At 72.8% G+C, this 17,005-nt stretch carries 18 protein-coding genes and 7 tRNA genes; 14 read left to right on the top strand and 11 right to left on the bottom strand.

The window, feature by feature from the left end; genetic code table 11:
• Positions 1–60 precede the first annotated feature (60 nt).
• Positions 61–1,035 carry a phosphotransferase family protein gene (locus ACFVYX_RS32645; RefSeq protein ID WP_389685125.1) on the top strand — a complete coding sequence of 325 codons (975 nt, stop codon included), beginning with the start codon at positions 61–63 and terminating at the stop codon, positions 1,033–1,035.
• 47 nt (positions 1,036–1,082) lie between these two features.
• A complete protein-coding gene (locus ACFVYX_RS32640) occupies positions 1,083–1,376 on the top strand; it encodes a zf-TFIIB domain-containing protein (protein WP_389685093.1) in 294 nt (97 codons plus the stop codon).
• A 51-nt stretch (positions 1,377–1,427) separates the two neighbouring features.
• Here the strand turns inward: ACFVYX_RS32640 and ACFVYX_RS32635 are convergent.
• From ACFVYX_RS32635 to ACFVYX_RS32615, 5 genes are all read right to left on the bottom strand, one after another.
• A tRNA-Val gene (locus ACFVYX_RS32635) sits at positions 1,428–1,502 on the bottom strand.
• A 41-nt stretch (positions 1,503–1,543) separates the two neighbouring features.
• A tRNA-Val gene (locus tag ACFVYX_RS32630) sits at positions 1,544–1,615 on the bottom strand.
• A 39-nt stretch (positions 1,616–1,654) separates the two neighbouring features.
• Positions 1,655–1,726 (bottom strand) — tRNA-Val (locus tag ACFVYX_RS32625).
• Between the two features lies 1 nt (position 1,727).
• Positions 1,728–1,801: transfer RNA gene (locus ACFVYX_RS32620), tRNA-Cys, on the bottom strand.
• A 39-nt stretch (positions 1,802–1,840) separates the two neighbouring features.
• Positions 1,841–1,913, bottom strand: a tRNA-Gly gene (locus ACFVYX_RS32615).
• 233 nt (positions 1,914–2,146) lie between these two features.
• Here ACFVYX_RS32615 and ACFVYX_RS32610 point away from each other — a divergent pair.
• The 3 genes from ACFVYX_RS32610 to ACFVYX_RS32600 are packed head-to-tail and all read left to right on the top strand — an operon-like array spanning position 2,147 to position 4,923.
• Positions 2,147–3,214 (top strand): chorismate-binding protein, encoded by a 1,068-nt coding sequence (locus ACFVYX_RS32610; RefSeq protein WP_389685092.1) that lies wholly within the window; start codon positions 2,147–2,149, stop codon positions 3,212–3,214.
• Positions 3,211–4,041: an aminotransferase class IV gene (locus ACFVYX_RS32605; protein ID WP_389685091.1), complete on the top strand. Its 831-nt coding sequence runs from the start codon at positions 3,211–3,213 to the stop codon at positions 4,039–4,041. Before ACFVYX_RS32610 ends, ACFVYX_RS32605 begins: the two co-directional genes overlap by 4 nt.
• A gap of 42 nt (positions 4,042–4,083) precedes the next feature.
• Positions 4,084–4,923, top strand: coding sequence for a GNAT family N-acetyltransferase (locus tag ACFVYX_RS32600; protein WP_389685090.1), 840 nt, complete (start codon positions 4,084–4,086; stop codon positions 4,921–4,923).
• A gap of 10 nt (positions 4,924–4,933) precedes the next feature.
• Here the strand turns inward: ACFVYX_RS32600 and ACFVYX_RS32595 are convergent, their stop codons facing one another.
• Positions 4,934–5,449, bottom strand: a complete 516-nt coding sequence (locus tag ACFVYX_RS32595; protein WP_389685089.1) for a DsbA family protein — start codon at positions 5,447–5,449, stop codon at positions 4,934–4,936.
• 148 nt (positions 5,450–5,597) lie between these two features.
• On the opposite strand from ACFVYX_RS32595, the gene ACFVYX_RS32590 reads away from it, so the two are divergent.
• Together ACFVYX_RS32590 and ACFVYX_RS32585 are read left to right on the top strand one after the other, a co-directional pair.
• Entirely contained in the window at positions 5,598–6,011 is a 414-nt protein-coding gene (locus tag ACFVYX_RS32590) for a hypothetical protein (RefSeq protein ID WP_389685088.1), read from the top strand.
• A gap of 111 nt (positions 6,012–6,122) precedes the next feature.
• The gene (locus ACFVYX_RS32585; RefSeq protein ID WP_389685087.1) at positions 6,123–6,287 is read left to right on the top strand and encodes a hypothetical protein; all 165 of its coding nucleotides are present in this window, start codon (positions 6,123–6,125) and stop codon (positions 6,285–6,287) included.
• 11 nt (positions 6,288–6,298) lie between these two features.
• Here the strand turns inward: ACFVYX_RS32585 and ACFVYX_RS32580 are convergent, their stop codons facing one another.
• Together ACFVYX_RS32580 and ACFVYX_RS32575 are read right to left on the bottom strand one after the other, a co-directional pair.
• The gene (locus ACFVYX_RS32580; RefSeq protein WP_389685086.1) at positions 6,299–6,856 is read right to left on the bottom strand and encodes a CGNR zinc finger domain-containing protein; all 558 of its coding nucleotides are present in this window, start codon (positions 6,854–6,856) and stop codon (positions 6,299–6,301) included.
• A gap of 191 nt (positions 6,857–7,047) precedes the next feature.
• Complete coding sequence (locus ACFVYX_RS32575) at positions 7,048–7,461, bottom strand: SsgA family sporulation/cell division regulator (RefSeq protein WP_015032345.1); 414 nt, start codon at positions 7,459–7,461, stop codon at positions 7,048–7,050.
• A gap of 190 nt (positions 7,462–7,651) precedes the next feature.
• Between ACFVYX_RS32575 and ACFVYX_RS32570 the strand changes: the two genes are divergently transcribed.
• Together ACFVYX_RS32570 and ACFVYX_RS32565 are read left to right on the top strand one after the other, a co-directional pair.
• Complete coding sequence (locus ACFVYX_RS32570) at positions 7,652–8,074, top strand: TIGR02611 family protein (protein ID WP_389685085.1); 423 nt, start codon at positions 7,652–7,654, stop codon at positions 8,072–8,074.
• A gap of 54 nt (positions 8,075–8,128) precedes the next feature.
• Positions 8,129–8,203: transfer RNA gene (locus ACFVYX_RS32565), tRNA-Val, on the top strand.
• 49 nt (positions 8,204–8,252) lie between these two features.
• Here the strand turns inward: ACFVYX_RS32565 and ACFVYX_RS32560 are convergent.
• Positions 8,253–10,742, bottom strand: coding sequence for an SCO7613 C-terminal domain-containing membrane protein (locus tag ACFVYX_RS32560; RefSeq protein WP_389685084.1), 2,490 nt, complete (start codon positions 10,740–10,742; stop codon positions 8,253–8,255).
• A 93-nt stretch (positions 10,743–10,835) separates the two neighbouring features.
• On the opposite strand from ACFVYX_RS32560, the gene ACFVYX_RS32555 reads away from it, so the two are divergent.
• A complete protein-coding gene (locus ACFVYX_RS32555; RefSeq protein WP_389685083.1) occupies positions 10,836–11,282 on the top strand; it encodes an SRPBCC family protein in 447 nt (148 codons plus the stop codon).
• Between the two features lie 39 nt (positions 11,283–11,321).
• Positions 11,322–11,393: transfer RNA gene (locus ACFVYX_RS32550), tRNA-Val, on the top strand.
• A 48-nt stretch (positions 11,394–11,441) separates the two neighbouring features.
• On the opposite strand, the gene ACFVYX_RS32545 is transcribed toward ACFVYX_RS32550, so the two are convergent.
• Complete coding sequence (locus ACFVYX_RS32545) at positions 11,442–12,170, bottom strand: 3'-5' exonuclease (protein WP_389685082.1); 729 nt, start codon at positions 12,168–12,170, stop codon at positions 11,442–11,444.
• A gap of 121 nt (positions 12,171–12,291) precedes the next feature.
• On the opposite strand from ACFVYX_RS32545, the gene ACFVYX_RS32540 reads away from it, so the two are divergent.
• The 3 genes from ACFVYX_RS32540 (at position 12,292) to thrS (ending at position 16,292) form a co-directional block, all read left to right on the top strand.
• On the top strand, positions 12,292–12,867 hold the full coding sequence (locus ACFVYX_RS32540) for a DUF4365 domain-containing protein (protein WP_389685081.1): 576 nt from the start codon (positions 12,292–12,294) through the stop codon (positions 12,865–12,867).
• Positions 12,867–14,180: a hypothetical protein gene (locus ACFVYX_RS32535; RefSeq protein WP_389685080.1), complete on the top strand. Its 1,314-nt coding sequence runs from the start codon at positions 12,867–12,869 to the stop codon at positions 14,178–14,180. The genes ACFVYX_RS32540 and ACFVYX_RS32535 overlap by 1 nt, the downstream gene beginning before the upstream one ends.
• Before the next feature lie 135 nt (positions 14,181–14,315).
• Positions 14,316–16,292 carry a threonine--tRNA ligase gene (thrS, locus tag ACFVYX_RS32530; protein WP_389685079.1) on the top strand — a complete coding sequence of 659 codons (1,977 nt, stop codon included), beginning with the start codon at positions 14,316–14,318 and terminating at the stop codon, positions 16,290–16,292.
• A gap of 12 nt (positions 16,293–16,304) precedes the next feature.
• On the opposite strand, the gene ACFVYX_RS32525 is transcribed toward thrS, so the two are convergent.
• Positions 16,305–16,994 carry a potassium channel family protein gene (locus ACFVYX_RS32525; protein ID WP_389685078.1) on the bottom strand — a complete coding sequence of 230 codons (690 nt, stop codon included), beginning with the start codon at positions 16,992–16,994 and terminating at the stop codon, positions 16,305–16,307.
• Between the last annotated feature and the right edge of the window lie 11 nt (positions 16,995–17,005).

The following is a 17,005-nucleotide window of genomic DNA, read 5'->3' as shown; positions in this document are numbered from 1 at the left end:
GCTTCCCCGTCCCGGGTACGCCCCCGCATCCCCTCCCCGTACGCTCCCCCCGTGGACTCCATCGACCGGCCCCCGCTCGACCGACTCGCCGACCTCGCGCGCACCGCCGCCCACCGCTCCGGTGCGCCCTGCCGCTGTGCGAGCGGCCTCGTCGGGGTGCTCGCGGACCGGGACGACGGCACCGTCGTGCGGCACGGACGGCTCGTCGCCAAGGCCCACGCCCCCGGCACCGACCCGGAGGCGCACCGCGCGCGGCTGGCGCTCGCCGCCCACCCGGACGTCGCCGGTGTCTTCCTCTCGCCCCTCCCGACGCCCGGCCCCGTGGACGTCGATGGCCGCCCGGTCACCGTCTGGCCGTACGGCCCGCCCGTCGACCCGGCGGACCCCGACGCCGCCCCCTGGGAGGACGCGGCGCGGCTGCTCGCCCTGCTCCACCGCACTCCGCCCCCGCAGGGGCGGGCGGGCCGGCTTCCGGAGATGCGGGCCCCCGCCAAGGCGGCCCTCGCCGTGGACCGGATGCGCCGGACGGCCCCGGATCACCCGGCCGCCCCGACCGTCCTCGCCGCCTGGCGGTCCGTCCCCGACCGTGCCGCACCGGGCCCCCGGCTCCTCTGCCACGGCGACTTCCACCTCGGCCAACTGGTCCGCGCCACCGGACCGGAGCCGGCCCCGGGCTCCCGGCCCGCGCACGCCGGCCCCTGGCGGCTCATCGACATCGACGACCTGGGCCTCGGGGACCCGGCCTGGGATCTGGCCCGCCCCGCGGCCTGGTTCGCCGCCGGCATCCTGCCCCCGGCGATATGGGCCCGCTTCCTCGGCGCGTACCAGGAGGCGGGCGGCCCGGCCGTGGGCGCCGACCCCTGGCTCCAACTCGACGGGCCCGCCCGCGCCCTGACGGTCCAGACCGCGGCCCTGGCCCTCGCCAAGTCGACGGCCGAGCGCAGACCGCTCGACGAGGTGGAGGACGTGATGATCGACACCTGCGCCCGCATCGCCGGGCACCGAACCGACTCGACCCCTTCGGCGTCCACATAAGGTGAAGCCACCATACGAACGGCGAAGTCAGGGAGTTGACCCGACCCATGCAGTGTCCCAAGTGCCATGCGGCCATGCACACCTACAACCGCAACGGTGTCCAGATCGAGCAGTGCAGCGGCTGCCGCGGGATATTCCTGGACTACGGCGAGCTGGAGGCCCTGACCCGCCTGGAGTCCCAGTGGGCCCAGCCGGCCCCGCCCGCGCCGCCGGCCCCGCAGGCGTACCCGGCGCAGCCCGCCCCCGCCGCTCCCGCGTGGGGCGCCCCGCACCACGGCGGCCACCACGGTGGCGGCCACTACCGTCAGCGCGGTTTCGGCCGGATGCTCTTCTCCTCCTGACGCGGGCACGAGAAAGCCCCCGGCCGCGAGATGCGGCCGGGGGCTTCTTGGTGGTGCGCGATACTGGGATTGAACCAGTGACCTCTTCCGTGTCAGGGAAGCGCTCTCCCGCTGAGCTAATCGCGCGGGGTGTGCACACGTCGTACCCAAGGGCACTGCGTACTGCGTGCGCGATACTGGGATTGAACCAGTGACCTCTTCCGTGTCAGGGAAGCGCTCTCCCGCTGAGCTAATCGCGCGGGACGGTCCATACGGACCGGATCTTCGGTTGTTCTGCGTGCGCGATACTGGGATTGAACCAGTGACCTCTTCCGTGTCAGGGAAGCGCTCTCCCGCTGAGCTAATCGCGCTTGGAGGTGGAGACGGGATTTGAACCCGTGTAGACGGCTTTGCAGGCCGTTGCCTCGCCTCTCGGCCACTCCACCAGGAGTGAATACAGGGGTTCGGGAAGATCCCCCACATCGAGCGGACGACGAGATTCGAACTCGCGACCCTCACCTTGGCAAGGTGATGCTCTACCAACTGAGCCACGTCCGCTTGTCGTTTCCGTTTCGCTTGCGCGTCCCGGCGACGTGTTGAACTCTAGCGGATTCCTGGGCCAGCACAAAAACGCGTTTCCGCAGCGTGCTGACCTGCGCGCCGACCCCGGTGACCGGCAGGGGGTCCCGGAGGCTTCGCGGCACGTTCACTCGCCGTGTTCTCCGGGTGGCACCGAGCCGCCACCGGACAAGTGTCCGGTGTCCCTCCCCCGGCCGACCTAGACTCGATGCGTGCACGACCTTGCTCCTCTGGCCCGCTTCGGCGGCCTCGTCGCGACCGACCTCCGGGACGTCACCCATGACCCCGAAGCCCTGGACTCCTCCGGCTTCTGGGCCGTCTGCGCGGACTTCGAAGGGCGGCTGACCTGCGCCCGCTTCGGGGACGTGCGGCTCGACCCCGTCCACCCGCCCGTCCCGGGCGCCTGGCGCGGCCCCGCCGCGGGTGACTGGACGTCCTCCCTCGACCGCGCCGCGTACATCGCGGGCGTCCGGCGCGTGCGCGAGCACATCGCGCGCGGCGAGGTCTACCAGGCGAACCTCTGCCGGGTGCTGACCGCGCCGCTGCCGGAGCCGGCCGCCGCCGACGTCGACGCCCTCACCGCGCTGCTCGCCAGGGGGAACCCCGCCCCCTATGCCGGAACGATTCGGCTGCCCGCGCACGGCGTGGAGGTCGCCACCGCCTCCCCGGAGCTCTACCTCCGCAAGGCAGGGGCGACGATCACCTCCGGTCCCATCAAGGGAACCGGCCGCACCGCCGCCGACCTCCTCCCCAAGGACCACGCGGAGAACGTGATGATCGTCGACCTGGTCCGCAACGACCTGGGACGCGTCAGCGAGACCGGCTCGGTCGCCGTCCCCGCCCTCTGCGCGACCGAGGAGCACCCCGGGCTCGTGCACCTCGTCTCCACCGTCACCGGACTGATGCGCGAGGACGTCGGCTGGCCCGAGCTGCTCGACGCCACCTTCCCGCCCGGTTCGGTCACGGGCGCCCCCAAGTCCAGCGCCCTGCGGATCATCGAGGCCCTGGAGACCGCCCCCCGCGGCCCGTACTGCGGAGGCATCGGCTGGGTCGACGCCGACGTGGACACCGCCGAGCTGGCCGTCGGCATACGCACCTTCTGGATCGACCGCCCGGAGGGCGTGCTCCGCTTCGGCACCGGCGCAGGGATCACCTGGGGCTCCGACCCGGAGCGCGAGTGGGAGGAGACCGAGCTCAAGGCGGCCCGGCTCGTCGCGATAGCGTCGGGAACCTACGAGTCAGGCGCCCTTGAGGCGAGCGGAAAGGCCACTTCTCGATGAAACTCTGGGTCAACGGCGGGCTGCGCGACGCGGAGACCGCCCTGGTCTCCGTACTGGACCACGGACTGACCGTCGGCGACGGTGTCTTCGAGACGGTCAAGGCCGAGCGGGGCGGAACGTTTGCCCTGACGCTTCACCTGGAGCGGCTCACCCGCTCCGCCCGGGGCCTCGGCCTGCCGGACCCGGACCTCGACGAGGTCCGCCGGGCCTGTGCCGCGGTCCTCGAGGCGAACCCGATGGAACTCGGCAGGCTCCGCATCACGTACACCGGCGGTCTCTCCCCGCTCGGCTCCGAGCGCGGCGACGCCGGGGCCAGCCTCGTCGTCGCGCTCGGCGGGACCGGCCGCCGTCCCGACTCCACCGCCGTGATCACCGTGCCCTGGACCCGAAACGAGCGCGGCGCCCTCACCGGCCTCAAGACCACGTCGTACGCCGAGAACGTCGTCGCCCTCGCCAGGGCGCGCGAGCGGGGGGCATCCGAGGCGCTCTTCGCCAACACCGTCGGGCAGCTCTGCGAGGGCACCGGCTCCAACGTCTTCGTCGTGGTCGACGGCGAGATCCTCACCCCGCCCGTCTCCTCCGGCTGCCTCGCGGGCATCACCCGCGCCCTGGCCGTGGAGTGGACCGGCGCGCGGGAGACCGACCTGCCGCTGGACGTCCTGGAGAGCGCCGAGGAGATCTTCCTGACCTCGACCCTCCGGGATGTGCAGGCCGTGCACCGGGTCGACGGCCGCGAGCTGTCGCCGGCGCCCGGCCCGGTCACCGCGAAGGCCATGCGGATCTTCGACGAGCGGGCCGCGGAGGACCGGGACCCGCGCCTCGGGTAAATCCTGATGACGTACGGCCCCGGGGTGGGTAGAACACCTCTGATGACCACCACCCTGCGGCCGGCCGGGCCGCTTCAGCAGACGCCCGACGGCGGCCGTTCCCGTACCTACGACGTGTGCGTGAACAGCCGCCGCGTCGGTTCCGTCCATCTCTCCACCGACCCCGGCTTCGGCGCCGCCTCCGGCGTCATCAGCCGTCTCGGCGTCGACGAGCCCGACCGGGGGCGTGGCCGGGGCACGGTCGCGGCGCTCGCGTCCGAGGAGGTCCTGCGGAACTGGGGCTGCGCCGAGGTACAGATATCGGTGCCCGCGGACGCCGGTGCGGCGCTGCGGATGGCCCGTTCCCTCGGCTACACCGAGCGCAGCCGGAACATGGTCAAGGAACTGCCCGCCGAGCCGCCCGCGCTGCCGGAGGGCGTCGAGGTCCGGCCGATGACGGAGGCCGAGTACTCGGGGTGGGAGGCACGCGCCAAGGAGGGCTTCGCGCGGAGCTGGATCGACCGGGGGGTCCCCGAGGACCAGGCCCGTACCAAGGCGGAGAACAGTCACCGGACCTACCTGCCGGAGGGCCTGGCCACGCCCGGCGTCGCGATCCACGTGGTCGTCCGCGAGGGCCGGGCCGCCGGTCATCTGTGGACCGGCCGGATCGAGCTGGAACCGGGGCGGTGGGCGGGCTTCGTGTACGACATCGAGGTCGACGAGGAGCAGCGCGGCCGCGGCTACGGGCGGGCGCTGATGCTGCTAGCCGAGCGGGTCGCCCGGGAGGCCGGGGAGACCCTGCTCGGACTGCACGTCTTCGCGGGCAACACCCCGGCGATCCGTCTCTACGAGTCGCTCGGTTACCGCACCACCTATGTCAACAGCGCCAAGGTGCTGCGGTAGGGGAGGGGTGTCAGGCGTTCAGGAGGCGGTCGGCGATCTCCTCGACGCGCTCGCGCAGGCCGTCCTGGCTCTGGCCGCCGTCCAGGCGCTCGCCGCCGATCACATAGGTCGGCGTGCCGGTGACCTTGATGGCCTTGCCCTCGGCCTCGTCCGCGTCGACGGTCAGGAGGTGCCGGCCGTCGATCAGGGCGGTGTCGAACTCCTCGGCGTCCAGTCCCAGTCCGCTCGCGATCTCCATGAGCACCGGCTCGCCCCGCTCGCCGAGCTCGGCGGTCCTGGCGAGCAGCGCCTCCACGTACGGCCAGCCCTTGCCCTGCTCGACGGCCTCCTCGGCGGCCTGGGCCGCCGCGTAGGCGTGCTTGTGCTTCGCCAGCGGGAAGTGGCGCAGCTGTACGTCGAGCCGGTCGCCGTACTTCTCGCGGAGCGCGCGGACGTCGTCGAGGGCTTGGAAGCAGTCGGGGCACTGGAGGTCGAACCACGCCTCGAGGACGACGGGGGAGGCGGGCGCGGTGGTGGAGTCACTCATGGAAGCAGTCTCCCTCACCGGGACCTGGGGAGGAGATCCGGCCGGGACGACCCGGAGATCTCCCTGAGACCGGCCTCGGGACATGGCCCCGGACGGGCCCGCCGGTGCAGGATGGAAGGGACGTATCACCCGGGACCTGGAGGACCGCATGCTGGCCGAGACCATCTGTTCCGCGGTGTCCGCGGCGGGCCTGGGCATCGCCGCGATCACGGCGTACCGGAAGCGCTTCCTGACCGCTGCCCGGATCGCGGCCTACGCCCTGGTGCCGGTCGGCCTGGTGATGACCGGCGCGGTCGAGTGGATCGCGGGCACGGCGTTCAGCCCGGTCGCCTGGGCGGGATTCGGTGTCCTCGGTGCCGCGTGGCTGCTCTTCCTGTCCACGCGGGCCGTCGAGCGCCGCCGGGGCGGCCGCAAGGAGACCACCGGGGGGACCGAGTCGAGAGCGGTGGCCCCGGGGGCGTCGGCGCCCTCGCGGGCCGTGACGGCGAAGCCGGGGGCCGGCCAGGCGGCGGGGGACGACTTCAGCGACATCGAGGCGATTCTGAAGAAGCACGGAATCTGACCGCTTCTGGCGGTTCGGGTTCCCATGATCCACGGGAAGGGGTGAACGGCCTTTCCCGTGGGGCGTGTTGCGTGATTTCCCGGCGCCCGTGTGCGCGATCATCCCCCCGAGATGCTGGATACCTCGCGGGACACCGTCCCCGCCGCCCCCGATGTCCCTGCCGAAGAGCCGCGCGGCTGTCTGTTCGCGCTCTCTCAGCCCCCGCTGATGATCTCCCTCGGGGTGATCGGCTGTCTGCTGCTCATGGCGGCCGTGCACGATCTCTTCGTCCTGTGACGGCCTCCTTCTCAGCCCGCCGCTTCCTTGCGGCGCGCCCGGTACGCGGCCACGTGCAGACGGTTGCCGCAGGTGCGGCTGTCGCAGTAGCGGCGTGAGCGGTTGCGGGAGAGGTCGACGAAGGCCCGGCCGCAGTCCGGTGCCTCGCAGCGCCGCAGCCGCTCCTGCTCGCCCGCCACCACGATGAACGCGAGGGCCATGCCGCAGTCGGCCGCGAGATGGTCCGCCACCGAGGCGCCCGGCGCGAAGTAGTGCACATGCCAGTCGTAGCCGTCGTGGTCGGTGAGCTGCGGCGTGGTGCCCGCGCCGGCCACCAGCTGGTTGATCAGGGGGGCCGCGATCCGCGCCTCGGGCGCGGAGAAGACGGCCGCGAACTTCTCGCGCACCTCGCGGACGGCCCGCAGGTCGGCGGCGTCGAGATCGCCCACGTCGCTGATCTTGTGCGCGTGGACGAAGGTCCGCAGTCCCGGGAGGTCGGCGAGCTCGTCGCCGCGGTCGCCCTGCGGCGCGGTGTTCATCAGATCGACGACGGTGTCGAGGGCGATCCGGGTGTCGTGGGGGATCAGCACGATTCGCTCCCTGGCCGGCCGCGGGCGGGTGCCCGCGGAATGGCGCTGACTTTAGCGCGACCGGGAAAAGGACAACGGCGCCCACCACCGCGCCGGCTGCGCGGTGGGGGACGCCGGTGTCGTGCCTTTGTGGCTGCCCGCGCGGCGCCGTCGCCCCGAGTCGGACGGCGCCGTGCGGCTCTCGGCCTGGCTCAGCTGTCGGCCAGGATGTGGGAGAGCTCCGTATCGAGATCGAAGTGCCGGTGCTCGGTGCCCGGTGGCACGGCGGCGTCGGTCCTCTTCAGGAACGACTCCAGGGCCCTCGCCGGGGCCTCGAGCAGGGCTTCTCCCTCGGGGGAGCTCAACGCGATGCAGACGACTCCCTGACCGTGACTACGCGACGGCCAGACGCGGACGTCGCCCGTGCCGGTGGGCCGGTGCAGCCCCTCGGCGAGAAGGTCGCGGGCGAAGACCCATTCGACCGTCTCCTCGGCTCCGGTGTGGAAGGTGGCGTGCACGGCATAGGGGTCGGCCGTGTCATACCGCAGGCCCGCGGGTACAGGCAGTGAGGACTCGCTCGACACAACGAGGCGCAGGTGCAGCTCGCAGCTGACCGTGGTGTTCATAAGCGCCAGGGCCTTTCGCTCAGTGTGCGCTCGGGGATTCGCACGTCGGCGAAATCGACATGCCACCTGCGGTGCCGTTGTAAACCCCTCTGTCGGTTTTGTGAGCGTTCAGGTAGCTCGTATGGGCGTCTGTGACCTGCGGTAATACGACCGTTCCGGTGGCGGCTCCCCGTCCGGTAAGTTGGGGGACATGAATGCGGAGAGTGACGAGCGCGCCGGGGAGTCCGCAGACGGCCAGGAAGCCGAACTGGGATCCCGCGCACCGGAGTTCATCAAGTCCCGGCGAGGCCTGCATCTGAGCTGGCAGGTCGGCGTCTTCATCGTGGGACTCGCCGTGGTCGGCGCCGGAGTGGTGATGCTGCCGCTGCCCGGCCCCGGCTGGCTGGTCATCTTCGGCGGCATGGCGATCTGGGCGACCGAGTTCGTCTGGGCGCAGCTCGTGCTCCGCTGGACCAAGCGCAAGGTCACCGAGGCCGCCCAGCGCGCCCTCGACCCCAAGGTCCGCCGCCGGAACATCATCCTGACCACCGTGGGCCTGGTGATCATCGCCGTCCTGCTCGGCATCTACCTCTGGAAGTTCGGCTTCGTCATGCCGTGGAAGATCGACCAGTGACCTTCGGATGGTTCGGGAGCCCCGCTGACATGCGGTAATGTTTGCGGTGCACCGGGGCGATTAGCTCAGTGGGAGAGCACTTCGTTCACACCGAAGGGGTCACTGGTTCGAACCCAGTATCGCCCACCACCCGGTCCGAAGGCCCGGAGACGGAACACCGTCTCCGGGCCTTCGGCGTTCACCGCATCCGCGCGACCCGGTCCCGGAGCCTCCGGGCGTCCCGCAGCCGCTGCTCGTACGTGGCGCCCACCGCGAGCAGCAGGAGCCCCGCGAGGGCCGGCGGCAGCCAGCGCGGCAGCGCGCCCACCACCTGCACCACGTAGGGCGCCAGCTCGTGCAGCCCGTCCAGGGCGAGGACCGCGCCACCGAGGACCAGGAGTGCCTGGAGCCGGGACCGCGCGCCGAGCAGCGTCACCGCCAGGGCCGTGACCCCGAGGACCAGCGGGCGGACCCACTCCGGGTCCGTCCAGGCCGCGAGGAGGCTCGGCAGCAGCGTCACCGCGAGCCCCGGGCCGTACGCCGTCCAGGACGAGGCCTCGGCGTCCCGGCGCCGCCGCAGGAACCCGACGACGAGAGCGGGCACGGTCACCGGCAGGGTGTACGCCTCCGGGGTCGTCACCTCCCAGCCGGCCAGGCGCACCCAGGTGGCGAGGAGGAACAGCACCGCCGCCGTCCACGAGGCGAACCGCCGCCGCTCCGGCCGCACCGCCGTCGCCGCCGCGATCACCCCGCCGAGGGCCAGGGCGAGCGCCAGGAACGCCGGCCGGGACGCGGCGAGGCCGAACGCCGGGAGCGCCACCGCCGCACCGGTGATCTCCGTCGCCAGGGCCACCGCACGCGGGCGCGTCCGAGCCCCCACGGCGGCGGTGGCCGCCGAGACCAGCAGGAGCGCCAGGGCCGTCCAGTGGTCCTCGAACCCGCCGGCGGCCGCGGCGGCGCACACGAGTCCGGTCGCCGCGAGGACCGTGCCGCAGGCCGAGACCACCCTGCGGGCGCCGGTCCCGAGAACCGCCACGCCCGTGAGGAGCCCGAGCACCACCGCGAGCACGGCGAACGTGGCTCCCCGTACGTCCAGGGCCAGCGCCAGGGCGCTCACGGCGGACGCGAGTCCACCGGCGTACGCGCACCACCCCAGGACGGTCCCGGGCTCCACGGCGGCAGAACCCTGCCCGGGCGGCTTCGGCGCCCAGGAGGCCCACGGAGTCGCCGGCCCGGCCGGCGGCGCGGACGGGGCGGCGGGCGCCGCGCCCGCGCGCAGACCGCGTGTCAGCGGGGCCGGACGGACGGCGATCCACAGGGCCGGCGCGGCCGTGAGGAGCTGCAGGACGAGCGTCGCCGCGTACGGCAGGCCGAGGGAGACCGGCAGGGCGGTGAGGAGCGCCCAGGCCAGGGCGAGGGCCCCGCACCGGGCCCAGAGCCGGGGGACGGCCGCGAGAGCGGCGACGGCCACCGCCACCACCAGGACCGCCGTCGCCGGGTACGAGCTCAGCGCCCGCGCCGTGTGCTCGCCCGACCACACGTCCGTCGTCCGCGCCATGGGCCCGAGCAGCCCGGCCGCCACCGGCGGCAGCGCCCATACGACCCCGAGCGCCGCCACACCCGCACCGGCGGAGGCAAGCCCGAGCCGCACCCCACGCGGGGGCACCGCGCCCGTGCCCGGCGTCATGCCATCCGCCGGCGCCCCGCTCCGCGCGGTCAGAGGCCACACCGAGGCCAGGACCAGGGCGCACAGCACGTACCCCGGTACCGTCCACTCCGCGGGGACGGCGGCCCGCAGCAGGCCGCCAAGGGCCGTCACCGCCGCCAGACCCGCGACCGCGGAGGCCGCCACCGCGAGCGCCGGCGTACGCCAGGCCACGTACAGCGTCACCGCCGCGCCCGCGAGGAGCAGCGGCGCGCCGCTCCACGGCGCGGTGAACGAGAGCCAGCCGCCCGTCAGGAGCGCCCAGCCGCCGAGCAGCGTCGCACCCGAGACCGCCGTGATCCGGACCGGCGCCGGCCGGGTCCACAGCACCACCGCCCCGTCCGCCGCGGCCGTGACGAGCGCCGCCCACGCGAAGGCCGTCGGCCCGCCTCCCGCCGCGAGCGCCCCCAGCGGCAGCGGCAGCTGCCCGGCGACCACGGCCGCCGGCAGCGGGATCCGCAGCCGGGACAGGGCCGCGCCGTAGGCCGCCCACGCGCCCGCGAGGACCGCGGACGCCACCGCCGTGTACCCGAGGCCGTCCGTCTCCGACAGCGCCACCCGGTGCAGCGCGTACGCGTCGAGCACCATCAGGACCAGTCCGAGAGCCGCCACCGACTCGGCCGTCGAGACCAGGCTCCTGCGGAGGAGCGCCACCGGAGCCGCCAGGGCCGCCGAGGTCACCACGAACAGGACCGCGGCCCGGCCGCCGATGCCCATCGAGCCCCAGCTGACCAGGGTGAAGGCGACCGCCGCGATCGTCAGCAGGGTGCCGCCCAGCGTCAGCAGGACGTTCTGCGCGCTCCGCGGTGTCGAGTCCGCCACCGGCGGCCGGGGCGGCGACGCCGCCACCGACCTGGCCGGCGCGTACAGCACCTGGAGCAGCCAGGCCCGCCGGGCCAGCAACTGGGACCTGCGGGCGTCGAGTCGCGCCAGCTCGCGGTCGACGAGCACCAGCTCGTCGGCGGGCGGCAGTGAGGTGTTCATATCCGGAGTGTGGCCCCGGCCCCACCTGGCGGGAATGCGTCCCCGTACTCATCTTTCCGGCCGGCGCCGCCTGAGTACCTCCACACTGGGGGCATGGACTGGTGCAGGTACCGCTTCCGCAGCGTCTGGCGGCTCGCCGCCCCGCCCGACGCCGTCTTCGCCGTCCTGGAACGCGCCGAGGAGTACCCCCGCTGGTGGCCCCAGGTCCGCGAGGTCGTCCCGCTCGACGACACCACCGGCACCGCGCGCTTCCGCTCGTTCCTCCCGTACGAGCTCGTCGTCACCGCCCGCGCGGTGCGCCGCGATCCGGCCGCCCGGGTCCTGGAGGTCGGCCTCGGCGGTGACCTGGAGGGCTGGGCCCGCTGGACCGTCGCCCCCGAACGGTCCGGGACCCGCGTCGTGTACGAGCAGGAGGTCGAGGTCCGCGCCCGCCTCCTGCGGGTCCTCGCCGTACCCGGACGGCCCGTCTTCCGCGTCAACCACGCCCTGATGATGCGCGGAGGGCGGCGGGGACTCGCCGCCCACCTCCTATCGGTTTGAACGAAGGGCGCGCGGGCCTGTATGGTTCAACCCGTTCCCGGGCGATTAGCTCAGCGGGAGAGCACTTCGTTCACACCGAAGGGGTCACTGGTTCGATCCCAGTATCGCCCACCGGGTAGAGGCCGGTCCGTCGAAAGACGGACCGGCCTCTGTCATGTGTCACGCCGCCGTGCCCAGTTCGGGCCGCAGCGGCCACGCCGGGTCCACGGTCTCCGGCGTCCCCTGACGCGAGAACCACGCCTGGAGACCCCGGGCCTGCGCCGCGTGCCACACCGCCTGCAGCGTGTGCAGCTCCGCCGGCGTCAGCCGCTCGAGCCGGGACGAGAAGCGCCGCGCGACCGCCCGTACGACATCGAGCGCCGCCGTCGCGTCCGCCGCCGCGTCGTGCGCCCCCGTCAGTTCGACCTCGTAGTGCGCGCAGAGGTCCGTGAGCGTCCGGCGGCCCTTCCGGTAGCGGTCCAGGTGCTTGTCCAGGACCCGCGGATCGAGCACGCACAGCGGGGTGCCCGGCAGGTAGTCGCCGAGCGTGGACGCCCGGTGTCTGCGCAGCTCCCGGTCGAGGATCGTCAGGTCGAACGGCGCGTTCATCACCACCAGCGGCCGGCCCGACGCGACCTGCTCGGCCAGCGCGCGCGCCAGCTCCTCCATCACCGGAGCCGGCCAGCGGCCGTACCGCTGGAGGTGATCGTCCGTCAGGCCGTGCACGGCGGTGGCCCCCTCGGGCACCGGTATGCCCGGATTGACCAGCCAGCGCGTCACCCGCGGCCGTGCCCCCGCGGTGTCCTGCACCACCAGAGCGGCCGAGACGATCCGGTCGCCCTCGACGTCAACTCCGGTGGTCTCCGTGTCGAAAGCGGCCAGGGGCCCTTCGTACCAGTGCATCGTCATCCCTGAACTCCCTGCACACGTGCGGCAGATGGCCAACCCCCTGCCCCGAAACGGTGATACCCGGACTGTTTGCGCCGTACGCGGACCGGTCACAACACAAGGGACGGGGAAGGAAATCGACATGGCGCTCGCCCAGCCCGAGTCGGGAGGGCTGCCGCCCCAGCGGCTGGCACCGACGCGCGGCTCACTCGCCACCACCGCCTGCATGGAGACCCTTCAGGTGGGATACCTGCACGCCGTCGCCGCCGCGGCCGGCTGCTCGCTGTCCCAGCCCTTTCCGGACAACGGCATCGACTGGCACGTCAGTCACGGCTCACCCGGCCACACCGTCGACGACGAGGTGACCATCAAGGTGCAGCTCAAGTGCACCTACCAGATACCGCCACGAACGCCCGGGAGCACGTCCGGGACGTTCTCGTTCACCCTCGACAACGACCACCTGGTGAAACTCGCCAGGACCCCGGTGTCCGTGCACAAGATCCTCGTCGTGATGCTCGTCCCGAGGTCACAGGAGGACTGGCTGAGAGCGAGCCACGACCGGCTCGACCTGCGGCACAGCTGCTACTGGATCAACCTGGCCGGACACCCGGTCACGGGACGGCGCCGCACCACCGTGCGCGTCCCGACGGCGCGGATCTTCGACGACCGGGCACTCTGCGAGATCATGACCCGGGTCGGCGTGGGAGGGAGACCTTGATGCACCGACCGATCGACGAACCGAGGTTCGGGGACGAGGGGGCCGGGGACGGCCCCGTCTCCGTTCCCCCGCCCTACCGGCCCCACCCGGCCCCGGGCGACCTCCCCGGACCCTGGACGGGCGTCCCCGCGCCGCCCGCCGGACCCTGGGCCGACAGCCAGGGCACACCCGACCCGGGCAGGGTCGACCCGCGGGTCCTCGGCGCCCTCCTCGCCCGCCACGGATGGCGGCGGCGCGGCGGGGCGGCCGGCCGCTACAGCCGCTGGACCCCGCCCGGCAGCGGCACCGGCACCAGCCTCCTCGTCCCGGAGAGCCGCGCCTTCCCGGACTGCGAGGACCTGCTCGGCGAGGCGCTCACCGCCCTGGCCCGCAGCGCCACGCCCTCCGCCCGGGAGGTCCTGACCGGCCTGGCCGTGCCGAGCGACGAGATCCGCTGGTGGCGCGACGTGCCGCCGGGCCCCGCCGGCACCGTCCCCTGGCCCGTGCAGGAACAGCTCAGGTCCGCCGCCCGCCAGCTGCTCCTGGCAGGCGCCCTCGCCGTGCGCGGCCGGGCCGGCTACTACGGGGCCCGGCACCGGCGCCCGGCGCAGGCCTCCCTGGAGACCGTCGTCGTCGGCGCGGCACCAGGCGGGCGCGGCCTGACCGCCTTCCTGCCCGTCGACCCGGGCCGCCCCATCGCCGTGCGGCTCTACCACGCGCTCCACGCGGCCCGCGAGGCCACCGACTACCAGCGGGCCACCGGCGGCATGGAGGCCTTCGACGCGGCCGTCGCGGCGGGCGTCAGCCGCGAGCTCACCGAGGCCCTCGTCGCCCTCGTCCGAGGCACCGAGGGGGCCCGCGTCGCCCTGGAGTGGGCGCCGTCCGCCGGGGCGCCCGAGGGCTGCGCCCCCCGGCCCGAACCGGTCGAGTTCTCGCCCGGCGACCTGCCGGCCCTGCGGGAGGCGAGCGCCCGCTACCTCACCGGCGAGCCGTCCGTGCCGGTCCGGCTCACGGGCGCCGTCGTCCGCATGCGCCGCTCGGGCCCGCGCGGCGACGGCACCGTACGCCTCCGGGTCCTCGCCGGGGCGGAGGTCCCGCACGTCCGCGTGACCCTCGACGAGGAGGCGTACCGCACCGCGGGCCAGGCCCACCTCGTGGGGCTCCCGATCCGGGTGGTGGGCCGCCTGGAGAGCCGGGGCGGCTTCCGCCGCCTCACCGACGCGTCCGGGGTCGTCCCCGTACAGGTCGACGAGACGGAACGGGACCGGCTGATGAAGGCCCTCCAGGAGAACCTCGACTTCTTCGAGGAGGTCTGCGGCCCGGACGAGGGATGAGGCGCGAGGGAAACCGTTTCGCGGGTGGGACGGTCACCTCGGTAACATCGGCGATGCGCGGCACCTCGTCTCTGTTGCGCACCGCCGGCGCCGGCACCTCGTGTCTGCCCGCGCCCCAAAGGAAGAAGAACATTCGTGTCTGATGTCCGTGTGACCGTCCAGTCCGCCTCGGAAGCAGAGGAGAGGGCGGTGAGCGCGGGCACCACCGCCGGCGCCCTGTTCGCCGACGACCGCACCGTCATCGCCGCCCGCGTCGGCGGCGAGCTGAAGGACCTGTCGTACGAGCTCTCCGACGGCGATGTCGTCGAGGGCGTCGAGATCTCCTCCCCGGACGGTCTCGACATCCTGCGCCACTCGACCGCGCACGTCATGGCCCAGGCCGTGCAGGAGATCTTCCCCGAGGCCAAGCTGGGCATCGGCCCGCCGGTCCGGGACGGCTTCTACTACGACTTCGACGTCGAGAAGCCCTTCACCCCCGAGGACCTCAAGGTCATCGAGAAGAAGATGCAGGAGATCCAGAAGCGCGGCCAGCGTTTCGCCCGCCGCGTGGTGACCGACGAGGACGCCCGCGCCGAGCTGGCGGACGAGCCGTACAAGCTGGAGCTCATCGGCATCAAGGGCTCCGCCTCGACCGACGACGGCGCGAACGTCGAGGTGGGCGGCGGCGAGCTGACCATCTACGACAACCTCGACGCCAAGACCGGCGACCTGTGCTGGAAGGACCTCTGCCGCGGTCCCCACCTGCCGACCACCCGGAACATCCCGGCGTTCAAGCTGATGCGCAACGCCGCCGCCTACTGGCGCGGCAGCGAGAAGAACCCGATGCTCCAGCGCATCTACGGCACCGCCTGGCCGTCGAAGGAGGAGCTGAAGGCCCACCTCGACTTCCTCGCCGAGGCCGAGAAGCGCGACCACCGCAAGCTCGGCAACGAGCTGGACCTCTTCTCCGTCCCCGACGAGATCGGCTCCGGCCTCGCGGTCTTCCACCCCAAGGGCGGCATCATCCGCCGGGTCATGGAGGACTACTCGCGCAAGCGGCACGAGGAGGAGGGCTACGAGTTCGTCTACTCGCCGCACGCCACCAAGGGCAAGCTGTTCGAGAAGTCGGGCCACCTCGACTGGTACGCCGAGGGCATGTACCCCCCCATGCAGCTCGACGAGGGCGTGGACTACTACCTCAAGCCCATGAACTGCCCGATGCACAACCTGATCTTCGACGCGCGCGGGCGTTCGTACCGTGAACTGCCGCTGCGTCTCTTCGAGTTCGGCACCGTGTACCGGTACGAGAAGTCCGGCGTCGTGCACGGCCTGACCCGGGCCCGCGGCTTCACCCAGGACGACGCGCACATCTACTGCACCAAGGAGCAGATGGCGGAGGAGCTCGACAAGACCCTCACCTTCGTCCTCAACCTGCTCCGCGACTACGGTCTGACCGACTTCTACCTGGAGCTGTCCACCAAGGACCCGGAGAAGTTCGTCGGCTCCGACGAGGTGTGGGAGGAGGCCACCGCGGTCCTCCAGCAGGTCGCGGAGAAGCAGGGCCTCCCGCTGACCCCCGACCCGGGCGGCGCCGCGTTCTACGGCCCGAAGATCTCGGTGCAGGCGCGGGACGCCATCGGCCGTACCTGGCAGATGTCGACCGTGCAGCTCGACTTCAACCTGCCGGAGCGCTTCGACCTGGAGTACACCGCCCCGGACGGCACCAAGCAGCGCCCGGTCATGATCCACCGCGCGCTGTTCGGTTCGATCGAGCGCTTCTTCGCGGTGCTTCTGGAGCACTACGCGGGTGCGATGCCGCCGTGGCTGGCGCCTGTGCAGGCGACCGGGATCCCGATCGGCGACGCGCACGTCGACTACCTGTACGAGTTCGCCGCCAAGGCGAAGAAGCAGGGCCTGCGGGTGGAGGTCGACTCCTCCTCGGACCGGATGCAGAAGAAGATCCGGAACGCGCAGAAGCAGAAGGTCCCGTTCATGATCATCGCGGGTGACGAGGACATGGCCGCCGGCGCCGTCTCCTTCCGATACCGCGACGGCTCGCAGGAGAACGGCATCCCCGTCGACGAGGCCATCGCCAAGATCGCCAAGATCGTCGAGGACCGCGTCCAGGTGTGACGGCCCGAGTGTTCAGGAGGCCCCCGGGGAAGCCCCCGGGGGCCTCTTGTCGTCTTCCCGCGTGAACGACTGGACCAGCCAGGACGAGAACGAACCCGTCACCGCCCCCAGGAGCGCGAGACCGCAGGCCATCATGCCGACAGCCGTCACCCGGCCCAGCGGTGTCACCGGCGCCACGTCCCCGTACCCCACGGTCGCGAGCGTGGCGCAGGTCCACCAGATCGCGTCGCCGAAGGTGAGGATCGTGGCGCCGGGGGCGTCGGCCTCGTGGTGGTAGACGGTGAGGGCGCCCGCGAAGCCGAGCAGGGCCACGCTCATTCCGGCGTAGAGCATCACGCGCGCGTAGAGGCCGAGGCGCGGCTTGTCGCGACGGCGCTGGACCCGGTCGTAGAGGGTGACCATGCGCAGCGGCCGCAGCAGCGGCAGCACCAGGACGACCGTGTCGAGGAGATGGGCGCGGACGAAGCGGAGCGGACGCAGGCCGCTGACGCGGAGCCGTACCGCGTAGTCCACGGCGAACAGGGCCCAGGCGGCGACCGTGACGGCGAGACAGAGGTCGAGCCAGGCCTGGGGGAGGCCGTGGCGGGCGAGGACGCGGACCGCGTAGCCGGTCAGGAAGGCAAGGGAGGCCACGGCCAGGGGGGTCTCCATGCGGTGGTCCCAGCGTTCCTGCCGTGGCGGTTTCGGGGGCCTGTCGCTCATCGGATCAGCAT

Origin of the sequence: Streptomyces sp. NPDC058326 (assembly GCF_042879855.1) — a bacterium.
GTDB lineage: Bacteria > Actinomycetota > Actinomycetes > Streptomycetales > Streptomycetaceae > Streptomyces.
The sequence above is the reverse complement of the archived record's forward strand: the minus strand, read 5'-3'. Positions and strand labels throughout refer to the sequence as shown.

Coding starts and splice junctions, on each gene's coding strand:
- ACFVYX_RS32640 (WP_389685093.1), top strand. CDS start 1,083: ATGCAGTGTCCCAAGTGCCATGCGGCCATGCACACCTACAACCGCAAC.
- ACFVYX_RS32605 (WP_389685091.1), top strand. CDS start 3,211: ATGAAACTCTGGGTCAACGGCGGGCTGCGCGACGCGGAGACCGCCCTG.
- ACFVYX_RS32600 (WP_389685090.1), top strand. CDS start 4,084: ATGACCACCACCCTGCGGCCGGCCGGGCCGCTTCAGCAGACGCCCGAC.
- ACFVYX_RS32595 (WP_389685089.1), bottom strand. CDS start 5,449: ATGAGTGACTCCACCACCGCGCCCGCCTCCCCCGTCGTCCTCGAGGCG.
- ACFVYX_RS32590 (WP_389685088.1), top strand. CDS start 5,598: ATGCTGGCCGAGACCATCTGTTCCGCGGTGTCCGCGGCGGGCCTGGGC.
- ACFVYX_RS32585 (WP_389685087.1), top strand. CDS start 6,123: ATGCTGGATACCTCGCGGGACACCGTCCCCGCCGCCCCCGATGTCCCT.
- ACFVYX_RS32575 (WP_015032345.1), bottom strand. CDS start 7,461: ATGAACACCACGGTCAGCTGCGAGCTGCACCTGCGCCTCGTTGTGTCG.
- ACFVYX_RS32570 (WP_389685085.1), top strand. CDS start 7,652: ATGAATGCGGAGAGTGACGAGCGCGCCGGGGAGTCCGCAGACGGCCAG.
- ACFVYX_RS32560 (WP_389685084.1), bottom strand. CDS start 10,742: ATGAACACCTCACTGCCGCCCGCCGACGAGCTGGTGCTCGTCGACCGC.
- ACFVYX_RS32555 (WP_389685083.1), top strand. CDS start 10,836: ATGGACTGGTGCAGGTACCGCTTCCGCAGCGTCTGGCGGCTCGCCGCC.
- ACFVYX_RS32545 (WP_389685082.1), bottom strand. CDS start 12,170: ATGACGATGCACTGGTACGAAGGGCCCCTGGCCGCTTTCGACACGGAG.
- ACFVYX_RS32540 (WP_389685081.1), top strand. CDS start 12,292: ATGGCGCTCGCCCAGCCCGAGTCGGGAGGGCTGCCGCCCCAGCGGCTG.
- ACFVYX_RS32535 (WP_389685080.1), top strand. CDS start 12,867: ATGCACCGACCGATCGACGAACCGAGGTTCGGGGACGAGGGGGCCGGG.
- ACFVYX_RS32525 (WP_389685078.1), bottom strand. CDS start 16,994: ATGAGCGACAGGCCCCCGAAACCGCCACGGCAGGAACGCTGGGACCAC.